15 protein-coding genes are annotated in these 18,025 nt (G+C 47.8%); all 15 read left to right on the forward strand.

The window, feature by feature from the left end:
* Nucleotides 1-8 precede the first annotated feature (8 nt).
* The 15 genes from RQP50_RS03590 to RQP50_RS03660 all read left to right on the forward strand — a co-directional run bounded on the left by RQP50_RS03590 (nt 9) and on the right by RQP50_RS03660 (nt 17,989).
* Nucleotides 9-746, forward strand: coding sequence for a GntR family transcriptional regulator (locus RQP50_RS03590; protein ID WP_315743301.1), 738 nt, complete (start codon nt 9-11; stop codon nt 744-746).
* A 566-nt stretch (nt 747-1,312) separates the two neighbouring features.
* The gene (glnA, locus tag RQP50_RS03595; protein ID WP_028531881.1) at nt 1,313-2,737 is read left to right on the forward strand and encodes a type I glutamate--ammonia ligase; all 1,425 of its coding nucleotides are present in this window, start codon (nt 1,313-1,315) and stop codon (nt 2,735-2,737) included.
* A gap of 257 nt (nt 2,738-2,994) precedes the next feature.
* Nucleotides 2,995-4,290 (forward strand): sugar ABC transporter substrate-binding protein, encoded by a 1,296-nt coding sequence (locus RQP50_RS03600; protein ID WP_315743304.1) that lies wholly within the window; start codon nt 2,995-2,997, stop codon nt 4,288-4,290.
* A 78-nt stretch (nt 4,291-4,368) separates the two neighbouring features.
* Nucleotides 4,369-5,685, forward strand: a complete 1,317-nt coding sequence (locus RQP50_RS03605; protein ID WP_315743306.1) for a carbohydrate ABC transporter permease — start codon at nt 4,369-4,371, stop codon at nt 5,683-5,685.
* Nucleotides 5,686-6,519 (forward strand): sugar ABC transporter permease, encoded by an 834-nt coding sequence (locus RQP50_RS03610; RefSeq protein WP_021253980.1) that lies wholly within the window; start codon nt 5,686-5,688, stop codon nt 6,517-6,519.
* A gap of 222 nt (nt 6,520-6,741) precedes the next feature.
* Complete coding sequence (locus RQP50_RS03615) at nt 6,742-8,493, forward strand: glycoside hydrolase family 13 protein (RefSeq protein WP_315743308.1); 1,752 nt, start codon at nt 6,742-6,744, stop codon at nt 8,491-8,493.
* Nucleotides 8,494-8,618: 125 nt separating this feature from the next.
* The gene (locus tag RQP50_RS03620) at nt 8,619-9,533 is read left to right on the forward strand and encodes a LacI family DNA-binding transcriptional regulator (RefSeq protein WP_315743310.1); all 915 of its coding nucleotides are present in this window, start codon (nt 8,619-8,621) and stop codon (nt 9,531-9,533) included.
* 205 nt (nt 9,534-9,738) lie between these two features.
* Nucleotides 9,739-11,085 carry an alpha/beta hydrolase gene (locus tag RQP50_RS03625; protein WP_315743312.1) on the forward strand — a complete coding sequence of 449 codons (1,347 nt, stop codon included), beginning with the start codon at nt 9,739-9,741 and terminating at the stop codon, nt 11,083-11,085.
* Nucleotides 11,082-12,428 carry an alpha/beta hydrolase gene (locus tag RQP50_RS03630; protein ID WP_315743314.1) on the forward strand — a complete coding sequence of 449 codons (1,347 nt, stop codon included), beginning with the start codon at nt 11,082-11,084 and terminating at the stop codon, nt 12,426-12,428. The genes RQP50_RS03625 and RQP50_RS03630 overlap by 4 nt, the downstream gene beginning before the upstream one ends.
* A 99-nt stretch (nt 12,429-12,527) precedes the next feature.
* Nucleotides 12,528-13,238, forward strand: a complete 711-nt coding sequence (locus tag RQP50_RS03635) for a hypothetical protein (RefSeq protein ID WP_315743316.1) — start codon at nt 12,528-12,530, stop codon at nt 13,236-13,238.
* A 416-nt stretch (nt 13,239-13,654) separates the two neighbouring features.
* Entirely contained in the window at nt 13,655-14,230 is a 576-nt protein-coding gene (locus RQP50_RS03640; protein ID WP_072731348.1) for a sigma-70 family RNA polymerase sigma factor, read from the forward strand.
* Nucleotides 14,220-15,050, forward strand: a complete 831-nt coding sequence (locus tag RQP50_RS03645; protein WP_072731347.1) for a hypothetical protein — start codon at nt 14,220-14,222, stop codon at nt 15,048-15,050. Before RQP50_RS03640 ends, RQP50_RS03645 begins: the two co-directional genes overlap by 11 nt.
* The gene (locus tag RQP50_RS03650) at nt 15,047-15,919 is read left to right on the forward strand and encodes a carbohydrate ABC transporter permease (protein WP_315743319.1); all 873 of its coding nucleotides are present in this window, start codon (nt 15,047-15,049) and stop codon (nt 15,917-15,919) included. The genes RQP50_RS03645 and RQP50_RS03650 overlap by 4 nt, the downstream gene beginning before the upstream one ends.
* 13 nt (nt 15,920-15,932) lie before the next feature.
* Entirely contained in the window at nt 15,933-16,811 is an 879-nt protein-coding gene (locus tag RQP50_RS03655) for a carbohydrate ABC transporter permease (RefSeq protein WP_315743321.1), read from the forward strand.
* 20 nt (nt 16,812-16,831) lie between these two features.
* The gene (locus RQP50_RS03660; RefSeq protein WP_315743323.1) at nt 16,832-17,989 is read left to right on the forward strand and encodes an efflux RND transporter periplasmic adaptor subunit; all 1,158 of its coding nucleotides are present in this window, start codon (nt 16,832-16,834) and stop codon (nt 17,987-17,989) included.
* Nucleotides 17,990-18,025 lie beyond the last annotated feature (36 nt).

Below are 18,025 nucleotides of genomic sequence, written 5' to 3' on the forward strand. Positions count from 1 at the left end.
GCGAGGAAATGGCAAGCGGGTCTACGCAAGTAAAATACCTCGCCATTTACCAAAAAATCAAACAGCAGATTTTAGACGGTGAGTATAAAGTCAATGAGAAAATCCCAAGCAGCCCGATCCTTGCTGAAGAATTCGGTGTGTCGGTTCTCACCATCAAAAAGGCGTTGGATCTGTTAGTTCGTGACGGCTACATCATCCGCCGACGGGGCAGTGGAACGGTGGTACAGGATTGGCATCAGCAGGAGAAGGCGCGAATGATTCAGACCTTAACCGGTACGAAAGCTGTATACGGCAGTGAGGTTGAAAGCAAGATCATCGAGTTTGTGATTGTCGGCGCAGATGAAACCATTGCCGGAAAATTGGGGATTGCAGCCGGCGATTTTGTCTATAAAATCATCCGTCTCCGCATCATTCACGGTATTCCAACGATTATGGAGCATACATGGATGCCGATTTCGGTCATACCAGGTGTTGAAGCATCGGTTCTAGAGCAATCAATATACTCGCACATACAAAACAAGCTTGGTCTTGAAGTGGGGACATCGATTGTCCGGGTCAAAGGGATTCGCCCAGATGAAAGGGAAAAGCAGTTTATGGACGTGCAGGATCAGGATTTCCTGATGCGGGTCGAACAGGTAGCCTACCTGACTGACGGACGCACCTTTGAGTACTCTTACGCCGACCATCTGCCAGAAACCTTTGAATTTGAAACTGTCATTACCGCGAAGAATTATAAAGAATCATAGACGTAACAGGATGGAGCGATTTTTTTGCCCATCCTGTTTTTATTTATCCTCAATTAAGCGTTAACCTCAGAATCACTTTTGTAGCCCGGTTTCCTTTGGAAATCTCGAATGCGTTCAGGAATGAAGATTGACCGATGAACCTCCAGGTGTAAAAGTTGATGCTGGTGTAAGCATGAAAAATACGGATATAAAAGATGATTTCTTAGACGAGTAAGGAATTGAAGCAGCTGAAATTTTTAATGATAAAACTTATCTATATGTGTGATTGTGCAAATAAAATGAATGATAGGTTATGTACCGAAACGTAGTGTGTTGATAAAAATTAGTTCAAACGATCAGGTATTGATGAAGTTAGTCTAAAATATACCAGAATGATCATGAGTATTTAAGGTGTGTAGGGAATGGAATCAATTTTAATGTTAGATAACCTTACATACAATAAAAAAATACCTTACATGAGTATTGACGAAAGAGCATCCTGCTACATATAATAATTTCAACAAATAATACAAAGTGAACATTCGGGTGAAAAGAATATGAAATGTTCGGATTGGGGAGGAATCGAGATGTCAGTCAATACCGTGTTGGAGTTAATGAAAGAGAAACAAATTGAGTATGTGGATTTTCGTTTTATTGATCTGTTAGGTCGTGCGCATCATATCAGCTTGCCTGCATCCGAAGTGGATGAGAGCACGTTCGAGAACGGCGTTGCGTTTGACGGTTCCTCGATTACTGGTTTCCGTGGAATTGAAGAATCCGATATGGTCATGATGCCAGATACGGAGAGCAGTTATGTCGATCCATTTACGGCACGTCCGACGCTCATTATTATGTGCAACATCTTCACGCCTGACGGCGAGCGTTATGAGCGTGATCCTCGCAGCATTGCACAGAAGGCGGAAGAGTATTTGGCAACCACAGGAGTAGGCACGGATGCTTACTTTGCGCCAGAATCTGAATTTTTCATCTTCGATGATGTTCGTTATGAGAATACAATGAACAGTTCTTCCTTCTTCGTCGATTCCGAAGAGGCTTCTTGGAACACGAACCGTAAGGAAGAGGGAGGGAACCTGGGCTTCAAGATTCATACAAAAGGCGGATATGTACCCGTAGCGCCGATCGATACACAACAAGACTTGCGCAGTGAGATGTGCAGCCTGCTGCAAGAAGCAGGACTTCGCATTGAACGTCACCACCATGAGGTTGCAACGGCAGGGCAAGGCGAGATCAACTTCCGCTTTGATTCACTGACGCGTACTGCAGATAACCTGATGAAGTATAAATATATTGTGCACAACACGGCACGCCGCTTCGGGAAAGTAGCGACCTTCATGCCGAAGCCGCTGTTCGGGGATAACGGAAGCGGGATGCACGTGCATCAATCGATCTTTAACGGCGATACACCGTTGTTCTATGAAAAGGGCGGCTATGCGAACTTGAGCGAGATGGCACTGCATTATATCGGCGGAATTTTGCACCACGCGCCAGCGCTTATCGCATTGACGAATCCGAGCACGAACTCCTTTAAGCGACTTGTGCCGGGATATGAAGCGCCTGTAAATCTTGTGTTCTCGAAAGGCAATCGTTCTGCGGCTGTACGTATTCCGGTAGCGGCTGTTACACCGAAGGGATGCCGGATTGAGTTCCGTACACCGGATTCTACGGCGAATCCATACCTGGCCTTCGCTGCAATGTTGATGGCAGGTCTCGACGGAATCAAGCGCAAGCTGGATCCTACAGAGCTTGGTTATGGTCCATATGACCGCAATATTTATGAACTGTCGGATGCGGAGAAGCGTGAGATTCGCAGCGTTCCAGCGACGATGGAAGAATCACTTGATGCACTTGAAGCTGACTATGAATTCTTGCTTGAAGGCGGCGTATTTACCAAAGCATTTATCGAAAATTATTTGCATATCAAACGCAAGGAAGCCAAATCCGTAGCGATCCGCATCCATCCGCAAGAATATAGCTTGTATTTTGATTGCTAATACCCACATTCATATCGTCATAGCCCTCGTGTCCCTAGCGGATATGGGGGTTTTTGTTTTTGGAACTTACTACGAACAGCAGCTTATTTTCTTCATGTTGTCCCTGGTTCCACAATTTTTATTTGACGGCATCGGGCATTAGAAGTTATCATGTTACTGAAATTACTTAAACGTTTAAGTTCAGTTAACCTGTCATGATGTGAAAGATGTTTCTGCTTGAATTCAACAACTAATAGATGGGATGGGAGGGGAAGAAAGTGTCTAAACGCTTCTTCATTTCAATGTTGATGGTCTCATTGTGCATCATGATGCTGCTCTCGGCTTGCGGCGTACAGCATGCGACCTCAACATCTCCGGAAGCTGAAGGGAAGAATGCACATCAGGGAGAAGGGGAAACCGGATCGCAGCCGGAGAAGGGAGCCCATTTGCTCGTATGGGAATCGAAGGGGCCTGAACTGGATTTTTTGAAAGCGGTCGCAGAAGATTTCGAACAGGAATATGGGATTGGTGTAAAAGTAGTGGCGGTTCCGTCAATCGACGCTGTCACGAAACTGACGACGGATGGACCTGCCGGAATCGGGGCCGATGTGTTTTCCGCGCCGCATGATCATTTGGGGAATGCCGTCATGGCAGGGCTCGTGCTGCAAAATGATGTATACGACGAACAAATGAAACATCAAATTATGGATTCCGCCCTAGAAGGTGTCACCTATGATGGGGTGTTCTACGGTTTTCCAACTGCGATCGATACGTATGCGCTGTACTACAATAAAAAACTGCTGAGTAAAGCTCCTGCCACTTACCAAGAGCTCATTCGGTTCGCTGAAACGTATAACGATCCAAAAAACAAACAGTACGCCTTTATGTGGAATGTAGGTCAGTTATATCAATCTTACTCGTTTCTAGCAGGCTATGGAGGATACATATTTGGAAGCGGAGGGAAGGATGCTGGCGATATCGGGTTGAGCAATGCGGAATCGATTGCAGGAGCCGAGTTCTTTCAATCTTTGAAAAAAATACTGCCTGTCAACAGCAACGATATGAACGACAATATCATTACCGGATTTTTCATGGAAGGGAAAACAGCTGCTATCATAGGAGGGCCTTGGCTCATGACGGACGTGAAGAGCGCGGGCATCGATTTCGGAGTGGCGCCGCTTCCTCTGCTGCCTAATGGAGAACATCCGCGAAGCATGTCCGGCATCCGGGCGCTGTATGTGAGTTCCTATACCGAATATCCGGTTGCTGCGAAGCTGTTCGCGAGCTATGCGACCTCTCGCAAAAATCTCGTCAAGCGATATGAAATGACAACACAACTGCCGCCGAGACAAGACATGATGGAGGAGCCGAGCATCAAGGGGAATGCGAACGCACTTGCCTTTCTGGAACAAACGAAGCATTCTGCTCCAATGCCGTCCATCCCAGAAATGGGCAACGTATGGGTGCCGGCGGGGGCTGCCCTTGCTGCAATATGGAATGACAATCAACAACCAGGCGAAGTTTTAAAGAAGGCAGTCGAGCAGATCAATACAGCGATTCAGACAAAAAAATAGCTACATCCTGAATTACATCGTGCTCAAAATCGGACTTTTTGAACTACATCTAAAAAATCGACGAAGGCGGTCTTCCGAATGGAACTGACAACAGGTGCCCGTCGGCATCGGACGAAAGCGGCTGTATTCTCCGCTGTGTGTATCGGATCAGGCCAGCTGTACAACAAGCAGTATATGAAGGGCTTGCTGTGGATGATCGCGGCACAGTTATTCTTTTGGATCTACTATCCGATTGCTTATCGAGGAATAAGAGGGCTGATAACGTTAGGCGACGCGCCTACGAAGGTGGTTGCCGGACAAGTGTTCGAAGGCGATCATTCTATTTTCATGATGATTGAAGGACTTATTACGTTGGTGCTCATTCTCTTGTTCGCCGGGTGCTATGTCCTGAATATTTATGACGCAAAGAGAAACGGAGCATTGCGGGATGAAGGACACCCTGCTCCGGGGTTCATCGAATCCATCAAGCAGACGAAGCTTCGGCATTTCCCATATCTGCTGTTGCTGCCTTCTATCTGCTTCGTGCTGTTCGTAACGGTAGTGCCGCTCATCTTCAATGTGCTGATTGCCTTCACGAACTATTCGGCTCCGAACCATATTCCCGACCGCAACCTAGTAGATTGGACGGGGCTAAGCTCGTTTTATGATTTATTTGCACAAGAAGCGTGGCGCAACACCTTCTTCGGCATTTCGGTGTGGAACATCATCTGGGCTGCGGCCTCTACGGTGTCCGTCTTTTTTAGTGGGCTTCTGCTAGCATTGATGGTGAACCATCCCAAAGTGAAATTCAAAAAGTTTTGGCGTACGATGTTCATTTTGCCGTGGGCGGTTCCGCAATTTATATCGATTCTGGTATTCAGGGTTCTGCTGAACGGTTCATTCGGGCCTGTGAACGATATGATCACCAAGCTCGGCTTCGCGCCAGTACCTTGGTTGTCTGATCCGACAATGGCCAAGTTTACGATTCTGCTCGTGAACTTGTGGTTCTCCACTCCGTTCCTGATGGCATTGATGTCAGGGGTATTAACGACAATGCCGAAGGACTTGTACGAAGCTGCCGCTGTGGATGGAGCTACTGGAACGCAGAGATTCGTCAAGCTGACGCTTCCGCTCGTGTTAGCGGCGACGGCACCGATTTTAATCATGCAATTTGCTTTTAACTTCAATAACTTCAATTTGATCTACATGCTAACGGACGGCAATCCGACCCAGCCTGATTATTATTACGCGGGCAGCACGGATATTTTAATCTCTTGGATATTCAAGATGACGTTGAATCAAAGCCAGTTCAATATGGCCTCTGCTGTCTCGATCATTATGTTCGTCTTTATCACCGTATTCTCCTTATGGAACTATCGGCGGATGAAGATAACTCAAGAAGAGGATATGGTCTAAATGTCTAAATTTTTGAACAACTTGGTCGTGGCGGGCATTTACGCGGTGTTTGCCGTGCTGCTCCTGACAACGGTATATCCGCTGATTTGGGTGATCGGAACTTCGCTTAACCCGGGCAATTCCTTAATGGTAAGCCGAATGTTTCCTGATCAGCCCACGCTCGCTCATTATACGGAACTGATTCGAAATACGGATTTCGTGCTATGGTTTTCGAACACAGTCACGATCGCTCTTGCGAATGCGGCATTGTCAACGACATTGGTGGCAGCGACGGCCTATGCATTTTCCCGTTTTCGATTCAAAGGGAGAAAGCAAGGGTTAATGACATTGCTCATTCTTCAAATGTTTCCGGGCTTTCTGTCCATCATGGCAATCTTCGTGCTGCTGATGCAGACGAAGCTGCTTGATACGCATTTGGGTCTCATTCTCATCTATGCGGGCGGTTCTATTTCGATGGGAACTTGGGTCATGAAGGGCCATTTCGACACGATTCCGAAAAGCTTGGAGGAAGCGGCCTATATTGATGGCGCGGGCCACCTTGAGACGATGTTCAAAATCATATTGCCACTGTCTTTGCCTGCAATTACGTTTGTTGCATTGAACAGCTTCATTACGCCATTCATGGATTTTATCCTGCCGCAAATCGTGCTCAGATCATCTGAGAAGATGACGCTAGCCCAAGGCTTGTACAACATGGTGGCGAACGAGACGAATTCAAGCTTTACGACCTTCGCTGCTGGCGCCGTTCTTGTAGCGCTGCCGATTACGTTTCTGTATATGTATTTCCAGAAGTATCTCATTCATGGGATGACGGCAGGTGCAGACAAAGGCTGACGACAGGGTACATCCTGAGCAATCTTCGTGATCAAAAGCGACCATAAATTAGTGTCTAAAAGTCGGTTTTCAGCACCGAGAAGGTTGCAAGAACTCGAAGAAAGAGCAGCGGAATGTAGGAGACTACATGAGCAGCGGAATTCGAGAGTGAATGCAAGATTCGACGTCGAGTTTACATCCTGAATAATCTTCGTGATCAAAAGCGACAAAAAGGAGTTTGTTATGTTACTGGAAGCGATTTACCACAGACCTGGAAATTCATATTGCTATTCTTACGATAACGACACGATCCATATCCGGCTGCGCGCGAAGAAAGGTGATCTTCGGTCAGTCACAGCTCTGTATGGTGATAAATACGATTGGGACAAGACCGTAAGGGAAGCTGCCATGTTCATCATGGGCAGTGACGAACTGTTCGATTATTGGCATGTGGAGGTAGCTCCTCCGCACAAGCGGCTTCGTTATGCCTTTGAATTAGCTGCGGGCGAGCAGACGATATGGTATACGGAAAAGGGATTCGTTGCCGAAAAGCCAGCAGATCCACTGACGTTTTTTGACTATCCGTTCTTATGGTCAAGCGAGGTGCTACAGCCGCCGGCGTGGGTGAAGGATGCGGTGTTCTATCAGATTTTCCCTGATCGGTTTGCCAACGGGAACCCTGACAATGATCCTGAACAGGTGCGGCCTTGGACAGCCGACGATCCGGGGCAGGATGATTTCTACGGCGGTGATCTCCAAGGGGTGTTGGATCGTCTGGATTACATCAGCGAGCTTGGCGTTAATGCCATTTACTTTACCCCGTTGTTCGAGGCAAAGACGAATCATAAATATGACACGACGGATTATTTGAAGGTGGATCCGCAGTTTGGCGACGTGGCCCTGTTGAAGAAACTGGTGAAGGCCTGCCACGACCGGGGGATTCGCGTTATCTTGGATGCGGTATTCAATCATTGCGGCTATTGGTTTGCTCCGTTCCAGGACGTCGTGAAGCATGGGGAAGCATCACGCTATCGGGACTGGTTCCATATCGAGCAATTTCCGCTCGTGCGGGAGCCGAGAGCATCTTACCGCTGCTTCGCCTTCGAATCTCACATGCCGAAGCTGAATACGGTCAATCCTGAGGTCAAAGCTTACTTGCTTGAAGTCGCACAATATTGGATTCGGGAATGCGATATCGATGGCTGGAGATTGGATGTTGCGAATGAGATCGACCATGATTTCTGGCGCGAGTTCCGCAGAACATGCAAAGGATTGAAGCCTGACTTTTATATTTTGGGTGAGATATGGCATGATGCGATGCCTTGGCTGCGCGGCGATCAGTTTGACGCGGTTATGAATTATCCGGCTACGGAGGCTATTCTTGATTTCTTTGCAAAAGGGACAATCGATGCGGAACAGTTCTCTCATCAAGTGAACAGGCTGTTGGCTGACTATCCGAAGCAAGTGGGTGAAGCTACCTTCACGATATTGGGCAGCCATGATACCCCGCGTTTGTTAACCATGGCTCAAGATGAACGCAAAATGAAGCTTGCAGCGCTGTTCCAGTTCACATTCCTCGGTGCCCCATGCATTTATTACGGGGACGAGGTGGGCATGACAGGCGGGCCGGATCCGGATTGCCGGAAGCCCATGGTATGGGAAGAGGAGAAGCAGAATGGCGGACTGCTGCGTTTTTATCGGGAACTGATCGCTTTGCGTACCGCCTATCCAGCACTGCGGCAAGGCTCATTCCGATTCGTTTATGCATCCGGAGATCACTTGGTCATCCGAAGACAGCATGCTGACGAGCAAATGTATATTTGCTTCAATAATAGCGAGCAGGCAGGAGCGTTCTCCTTTGCGTTGGAGCTGGATGATTCGTTGTTGTTATCACCTTCGATGCTCGGAGATGGATCATTTGCGTTGGAAAATAACAACGTTACAATTAACTTGCCTGAGTATGGTTGGGTGGTATTGATGGCTGAATCAAGCTAAATGAAGATAAATGAAGCTGCGACTAGATATGGTCTGCGGGAGACAAGGGCTAAATTGACACCCTATGGGCGGTATGCTTTAATTGGCTTAAACGTTTAAGTCTAAGCCAAGCGAGGTCGAATAAGATGAAGAAGACAACGATAAAAGATATCGCCCAAGCAGCGGGTGTGTCCATTGCTACTGTGTCCTATATATTGAATGACGTTAAGAATCAATCCATTTCGAATGAGACGCGCGTCAAGGTGTTAAAAATCGCGCAGCAGCTCAAATACGTGCCGAACCGAACAGCCCGCTCTTTAAAAGTAAAGAAGTCGGGCTTGATTGGAATTCTGGTATTCAAGGACGATCAACAAAGCTTTGGCTCAGATTTGAAGTATGCCAAAACGATAAGCAAGATCGAACAGCAATGCAGTGCGCTTGGCTATCATGTTATTTATATGCAAATCGACAATACGGAACCGTCATACAAGGTTATTATGGAACGGAATTTGGACGGCGTATTTTTAATCAATGTGGATCAGGAGCGATTTGCGACGATTACGCCTTACTTTGGCTTCGGGATTCCCGTGTTTGTCGTGGACAGTTATATTGAAGACTCGCTGTTTCATAAAATTATGCCTGATGTGGAAGCGGGCTTTCAACGATCCTGCGATTTGCTGAATGAAGCTCCGCAGTTTCTCATCATGGATCGCTATAACAACAACCAATGGTCGGATGTCATCAGGCAGGCATCGGGCTTGCCGGAAGAACGGATTCATGTATATGAACACAGCCAGGGGATGGAGTCCTTTTTGACCATGTTCGATGGCCAGCCGGGCATCGTACTGAACGAATTTATTGCCAATGAAGCCGCCAAAGTCCATCCCAACTTGATTGCATGGTGCACGTGCCACTGTCCCGAAATTCTCGGTCAAGATACGGAGAGGGTCACTTTCGACTTGAGTAGATACGATTCATTTGTAGGCGTTATGAACAGCTTTATTGATGATGTGGAGTATGTGCACGAGGAGAAGTTTTTGAAATTACCAGTCTCCTCGTAGATCAATATATGTGCGAGTTCAAAAGGAGCGCTTTTCAGCACCGAGAAGGTTGCAAGAACTCGAAGAAGGAAGGGCGGAGTGTAGGCAAACTACATGAGCACTGGACTTCGAGAGTGAAAGCAAGATTCGATGCCGAATGGCTTCTCGTGTTGCTTCGTGATCAAAAGCGGGCTTTTTGAACAACCTCTATAAGGAGAAATGCGTAGTGGATTCATCACGTCTTATTCAGATTGACGAATTTTATTCGAGCATCTTATCTAATAGAAGGAAAGTATTTATTTACTTGCCTCCGAGCTATCGGACGAACGAACAGAAGCGGTATCCCGTGCTCTATATGCACGATGGGCAGCATGCCTTTTTCGCGGATCACAAGGGAGACTCCTGGGATGTCCATCTTACGGTTGATCGTCTTGTAGCCGAAGGCAGGATGAAGGAAATCATCGTGGTGGCCATTTCCCATATCGAAGATGCACGGATTGCGGAGTACATGCATGCGAATCCGGATGGGCACAACCTATTCAACACAGCGAACCAAGGTGAGCGGTATGAGCAGTTTCTCGTAGAGGAAGTGAAGCCTTATATCGATCGAGAATACCGTACACTTCCAGGCAAGGAGCACACTGCCTTAATGGGGTCATCCGCTGGCGGCTTGGTGTCCTACAATATCGGATTTCGCCAATCGGATACGTTCGGCATGATCGGGGCATTATGTCCGTTCGTCGTTAGCGTAAATCCGGATACGATGGAAGATCGCTGGCTAAGTCATATCTATACGGAAAAGAAGGATCTCAAGATCTGGATGGATGTCGGTGATGCGGAAGGCTTTACCGTTATGGAGAAGCATGTGCGGCAGGTCGTAGACACGCTCGTTCGGATCGGATATGAGCCGGGGAATGATCTGATGTATTACTATGCCGTCGGTTCCGGACACGCGCAGAAGGATTGGGCCGCAAGGGTTCATGCGCCGCTCCTTTATTTCTTCGGAGATATCGGTATGCCTGTACATGCTGAACTGCACGGTTCCCATGTAGTCGGAATTCTGGGGCCGACGCTAAGGTTCAATGCGGTCGTTCATTACGACAGCGGCTTTGTCATGACGGATTTGAACGCTCGGTATGAAGTGGCCGATCCCCGCATCCTAGAAGTAACCGTGGATGGAACGCTCATTCCGAAGCGGTCGGGCAAGACGCGCGTCATCTATCATCATGATCAGCTCACAGCACATGCAGAAATTACAGTTATTCCGTATCTTTCGGAGACGGCTGCAGTTACGTTGGTCGTAAAGGTGCCCGAAAATACGCCGCCTACCGAAAGGCTGTATGCAGGGATCGAGCTGCCAATAATCGATGAAGGGCAATATGGAGGCACGTTCGAGGTGCCGCGGGATATGGCGTTCGAGTTCCGGATTTCCCGTGGCTTGGGCAAACATGAGACGGATCGTTACGGTCAAGAAGTGCCATATCGCAAATTCACGGTTATCGATGGTTTGGAGCTGTATTACGAAGTCGAGAATTGGATTGATCTAGCGTCGGAAAGGGTGGAGGAGCGATGAACACGAAGTACGGATCAAGCATACTGCGGGTTGAAACATTTCACTCGGAATATCTGAACAACGATAGAGAACTGTTCATTTATCTTCCTCCGAGCTACCAACAAGATTCGAACAAGCGGTATCCAGTCTTATACATGCATGACGGTCAAAATATTTTTTATCCGGCCTTCAACGGCTATTCATGGAACGTGCACGCTGCCGCCGATAAGCTGATTGCCGAACAGCGTATGGAGGAGATCATCATTGTCGGCATTCCGAATATGGGGATGGAGCGGGCAGATGAGTTCACGCATGACTTGGAGGGCGTTCGTTATCAGGACGATAAGTTTTCAGTCCAACCGCGAGGCCATCAGTATGAGCGCTTCCTGATTGAAGAGGTCAAGCCTTATGTGGATGCCTTATTCCGCACGCGACCAGAACCGGAGCATACGGCCTTAATGGGCTCTTCAAGGGGCGGACAGGTGACGTATCATATTGGGCTGCGGCGTCCTGACGTATTCAGTATGCTGGGGATTATCTCGCCTTACTTGTATTGCGTGTATCCTGAAACCTTGGAAGAAGTGCCGTTGTATCATACCTTCACCACGAAGCAGTCCATCAAGAAGATATGGATCGATGTCGGCAGCCGCGAAGGGCTGCTGGTCATGGAAAAGCATGTGCGCGAAGCAGCGGAAAGTTTGCTTAGCATTGGCTACAAAGCAGATGACGAGCTTGTCTATCTCTATGAACCTGGAGCGGCTCACGTGGAGAAGGATTGGGCGGCGAGGGTGTCTGCACCGCTCATTCACTTCTTCGGCAAGCGTGGCAAGGCTTGCTCTCTTACGCTGCATGGCGATCAAGAGGTCGGGATCGCAGGGCCTCTGTGCCGGCTGAATCCGATTATCGAGTTCGATTCCGGCTTCAAGATGTCAGCGCTTCGTGCGGCGTACCGTGTGGAGGATGAGCAAATCGCGCAGGTTCGGGATGATGGTACGGTTATTCCGCTTCGCCCGGGCGTTACGGAAGTAACGGTGCAATTTGAGGGTTGTTGTGAAGCCTCGATGCCACTGCGAATCGTGGAGGAACTCAGTACGCATGTTGACTTGGAGATCATTGTCCATGTGCCGCCTGGTACGCCGCAGGATCTCAAGCTGTACGCTTGGTTCCCATTGACGTACGATCCGAACACGGATGCATATGCGACACGCCTGCGCATCCCGCTGCATACAGATTGGCTCTTCCAAGTGAGTCGAGTAGACGGAATCGTGGAGGTAGATGGAGCGGGGGCTCGTGTCGAACGCAGCTATAAGGCAGAGCAGGATGAAACCTTAGTGATACATGTTGAGAGATGGAGCGGGCAATAAGGATAAACGGATGGAAGCACGATGTGAATGGTCGAATAAAAGAGTGATATGCGAATCGGCATCGGGAGAAGAAGAAAGAGACGAGGGGAACGATACAGCATGAAGACATGGAAAATAGGCTTCTTATGCGGTGCTATCTTGTTTACGGGAATCGCATTCGGTACTTCAGCGATAATAGCCAATGCTGAGGAGTACGGACTTGACGAGGAAGGAAAGAAGCTGTCTGTATCGATAGATAATCAACTTCCAGTGCGAGAACTGTCGGGGGCAATGGGTAATCGAACGATGTCGCCGATGGGTAAAGATATTCCGAAGAATGCCGGTACAGACGTTATCGATCATGGCGGCATGTCAAAGGGCGAGACTCACAATCGTAAGAAGCCGGGAGCGAATTCTGGCAGCAGCGACAAGAAGCTGGACGAGCTGCCAGTAACCTATACGGTGAACGATATAGAGGTTACGGTTCATTCGATTCGGGTTACGGAAAAGGCTACAGACTTCGAAGTAACGATTACAAACAATTCGGATAAAGACAAGGTTACACTTGATTTGCAAAAAGTAGCAACTAAAGCGAACATCGGCGTGAAAGGGAGAACGGCAGAAGCGGTCGAGATTGCATCGGATAATCCGGACTTTGTGAACAAGACGATTCGTCCGAAGAAGGAACTGCATGGCTGGATCCGCAATCAAGGCTTGCAGGATCGAGATATTGTCAATTTGTCGCTTGCATTATCCGTAAAAGGAGCCAAGGAGACAAGAACGTATTCGTTCCTTATCGATTGCACCAAGCTTAAGTTTCGTACTCTATAATCCAGCACTTGATTAATCCAGCACTTGATTAATCCAGCATCTGATAGAGAAATGAACAAAGATGAAAAAGGCGTGTATGAGAAGAATTTTTTCTCTTGCACGCCTTTTGGTTTCTGTTCTTGCCATGCTCCGTCCGTGTATGCACGAAGCACGAGATGAAAACCTTCAATATGTTGCTTTCTTAATGCGCTGCTGCTTTTGAACTGTGTGAATCCGACGACGACGCAGGGCTTCATTAGCGATATAATCGAATACAAATGACATTTTCAATTCGTCCGATTCGTCCCAACTCCCCTCAGCAGCCGATACTTTAGTAAAAACCCTGACCTACATCCAAAAAAATAGAAAAGTACCGAACCTTTTCAGATGATCGAGGCAATATAGGTTGTAAGCTTACCAAGGAGGGCCCTTTTTTCATGAAAGATATCAATATCGAGCACTGGATTGAACGGATGAAGGAAGGGGATTCGTCTGCTTTTCAGGTGATCTATGAATGGTCATTCCCCGAAGTCTACCGCTCCGTTGTCTTTTTGATGACGGAAAAAAATGAAATCGAAGATGTTATGAACGAGATATATTTTCAGCTCTGGCGATCCATCGACAATTACGATACGAACCGTCCCTTCCGATTCTGGATGCATGGAATCGTGCTGAAGCAAATGCAGAAGTGGCGAACCAAAAGATGGAGGAGACTCCGAATCTTCGAGAAGAAGCAGCTTTTGGAGGTGGAGGAGCCAATTTTCTCTGATCGTCAGATCCTTGAGGCCGAGACCCATCAGGAGCTGCTCACCATCGTTCATCAGTTATCCTATAAGCTTCGCGCAGTAATTATTCTGCGATATTATCATGATTATACATTCGATGAAATCGCTGAATTGCTGGACATCCCCGTAGGAACGGTCAAGTCCAGACATCACGCAGCACTGGGAAAACTTCGTAAACTTAGCCCATACTGTAAACCTGAAAAGGAGAAAGAACTTTATGTCCATTGAACAACAACTGCGCGATAAGCTTCAGGGTTGTGCGGAAGCAATGGAAAATCCATCTGACATGAAGAAGCGCATTCAAGAAGCTTCTTATGAGCGATATCGCAATGAAAAAAATAAAGAAACATCAAAATCAAATCTGAACATTCGTATGGTAGCATGCGTTCTTGCGGTTGTACTCCTCGCGCCAATTATCATTTATACCGGTCCTACCGTAGCGGCACAAATTCGCACCTTGCTCAATCTATCCGGGACAGAAGATGCGCGCAACTTCGTCACGAAGGATGGGGATTCAGATTATGTCATTACGAACTTATATGCGGATGAGATTAGCGGCAATAAAACGGCACAAGAAGTGCTTGCGCGCATTTACAGTGGGTTCCCTGAGACGAAGAACTTCGACATCGCAAACGCGCAAATCACCAAGGGAATCAGGGCCGGAGAAAAGATCCATATCTTTAATATCATTTTAATGGAAAAAGGAAAGACATTTGCGGAGCCGCATCAAGAGATTGTAGTCAATGCTGATGTGGATACAGGGCAGATTCATTTTGTGCAAACGACTGGTTTAGAGCCATACGCTCCGCATGTTGCGAAATTGCAGGAATCAGAAGCGATTGCGATAGCCAATGCATTCTTGAAGCAATTGGATGTGCCTATTGATGGATATGAGCCTGAAATGGCAGGAGCCCATTCGGGTGAAGCACAAGTAATAGGTAAACCCGTCATCATCTACAAGCGTGTAGAGGATGGCAAGGAAATGTTCCAAGTGAACCTCCAAGATGGAAGTACAATTGTTACATTCTTCCCTTCTGAGAAGTCATGAAGCGGAATCGTCTAAGCTGTAGAGAAGGGCTGGTAGCAGCAACATTCTTGCTGCCGAGCGCCATTGGCTTTGCATTATTCTATCTCATCCCGTTTGGGATGGGGCTGGTCTACTCGGTATTGGATCGAACGGTTGGCGGTTCATTTGTTGGGCTCTCGAATTACGAGGAACTGTTGAACAGTGATTCTTTTCGCAAGGCTGCCTTGAATTCGTTCTGGTTCACGGCAGTGAATGTCCCGCTGATGCTAGTGCTGTCACTTGGAATCGCGCTCGTGCTGAACCGGAATCTCTATTTGCGTCAATTTCTTCGAATGGCTTATGTCCTGCCGTTAGTTGTGCCCGTTGCCTCCGTCGTAATGGTGTGGCAAGTGCTGTTTGATTGGAATGGATCACTTAACGCCTGGATGCACACTGCCGGGCTTGAACAAATAGATTGGATGAAATCGGACTGGGCGAGAGGCGTTATTTCCGTGTTCTACCTGTGGAAGCATATCGGCTACAACATTATCTTATTCCTTGCAGGACTGCAGAGCATCCCGCGAGATTACTATGAGACGGCTGAATTGGAGGGGGCGGGCAAGTGGTTTCAATGTTATGGGATTACACTTGTCTACTTGACCCCAACGATGGTCTTCGTCGTTCTGATGTCGATTATGAATACATTCAAGATATTCCGTGAAACGTACCTGATCGCAGGAGATTATCCACATGACAGCATCTATACACTTCAGCACTACATGAACAACATGTTTCTCGGACTGGATGTACAGAAGCTGTCTGCGGCTGCGACGCTTATGGTGATCGTTATCTTTATCATCGTGACGATTCTGCTTCGGATAGAGAAACGATACACCCAATTTATGGAATGATACAGGAGGAAGAATGAAGAACAGGGGGTTCATTCGGAACCTGTCGTTCACGCTGGTGATGGCGTGCATCGGGCTTATCATGCTATTTCCAATTGTGATAATTTTCACAAATTCACTGATGACGGAGCATGAAATTCGCGGCAATTACGGTCTAGTGGGTCAAATGCCAGTCGTTACGCAAGGAGAGCCTGCTGTATTCGTGAATCTGAAGCTTATCCCGGATTGGCTGTCCTTCGAGCAGTATGGGAGCGTTTTGCTAGATACGCCGACGTATTTGTTCATGCTATGGAATTCCGTCGCGATGGTCGTGGGAATTATTGCGGGACAGACCGTTGTCAGTGCGCTGGCAGCGTACGCTTTTGCCAAACTCCGGTTCAGAGGGAGAGAGGGATGGTTTCAGGTGTACTTGCTGACGATGCTGATGCCTTTCCAAGTGACCTTGGTTCCGAATTATATTATTGCTGACAAGTTGGGACTAATGAATACAGCTAGCGCGATTATATTGCCAGGGATATTCGCGGCATTCGGTGTGTTCATGCTGAGACAATTTATGCTCTCGATTCCTTATGCGCTGGTTGAAGCGGCTCAGATGGATGGCGCGGGTCATTATCGCATTTTCTATCAAATTATGCTGCCTCTGATGAAGCCGGGGATTGCGGCGCTGATCGTATTGCTGTTCGTCGATTACTGGAATATGGTCGAGCAGCCCCTGATTTTCCTGGAGGAAGCATTCAAGCAGCCATTATCGCTCTATTTATCCAGAATTCATAAGGAAGCACAAGGCATCGGCTTTGCCGCGTCGATGATCTATATGACGCCCATGGTTCTCCTGTTTTTGTATGCGGAATCTTATTTTATCGAAGGGATTCAAATGTCGGGGATCAAAGGGTAGCTCATGAAAGGAGGGATAGGATGGCTATAGGGTTCACAGCAGCGCTGGATGCAAGAAAAAAACGGAAAATCGTGTGGCTCTCCGGCCTTTTCTTTAGCTTGCTCCTTTTCCTTACCCTGGCGAGCAATACATTGCTGACGTTACATTTGCCAAAGGTGCGAACCGAGGAAGGAAGGGTTGGTGAGCTGGTAACCACGTGGCGTGGTACGGCCCGGCTGATGCCACGGCAGCATATCGATTTATCGAACAAGGCGGAATGGTTTATTAAGGATGTTCATGTAAAAGAGGGGGATCGCGTAGCGAAGGGGCAGACGTTAATCACCTATGAAAATCCTGCTGCTGCTCAGGAAATTCTGGATGTACAGGCGGGCCTTGCAGGGCAGCGGCTATCGTTAGCTGACTTGCAGGAGGCTTATATTGAAGCCGTACAAAATAACGACGAGTTGCAGGCGCGCCGCACGAAGCGGGAATTGGAACGTGCGCGATTAGCGATTGGTGTTCAAGAGCGAAAATTGAGCACGTTGAAGTCGGAGGAGATTGAACGCAGACGCCTTATCGCGCCTTTTGACGGTGTTGTGACACAAGTACTAGCGACGCCGAAGCTGCCTTCAGGAAGCGGAGGGGCAGATATCAGCTTGGCGAATAGGCAGCAAGGATATCAATTCGAAATTGTCATCCCGGATGCCTTCGGCCGGGAATTGCGTACCGGGGAAAAGATGCGCGTGCAAATCGAGCATGAGGAGGCAAATGTTCCGGTTGAAGGAAGCATTACCGACATTCGGCCGATGCCAGGCGTTAATGGAGGGGCTTCCCTCCAAGGGGAAGCGGAAGGGAATGCATCTCAGGCAAATGCGAGTCAACGGGTCATTGTGAAGGTTCAACATCCGAATGTTCAGGCGAATGAGCTCGTAAGTGTGGAATTAACACAAACGAAGAAGAGCGATGGAGGCATGCTCGTATCGAACCAAGCGATTCGTCAGGCAGGGAAGGACATCTATGTGCTTGTTATCAAAGAGCAATCCGGCCCGCTGGGCAATATTTTTATTGCTAGCAAGCTTACCGTTCAATTAGGGGGGACGAATGGCCAAGAAACGCTGGTGCAAGGGGTATACCCGAAAACCCAGATTATTGTCGAGAGCAGTGAGCCATTAACAGATGGTCAACGTGTAAGGATCTAATGCGTCTGAGCGCGCAACGATCCTATGAAGAATGGA

The organism is Paenibacillus suaedae, assembly GCF_032337355.1.
GTDB classification, from domain to species: Bacteria; Bacillota; Bacilli; order Paenibacillales; family Paenibacillaceae; genus Paenibacillus_B; species Paenibacillus_B suaedae.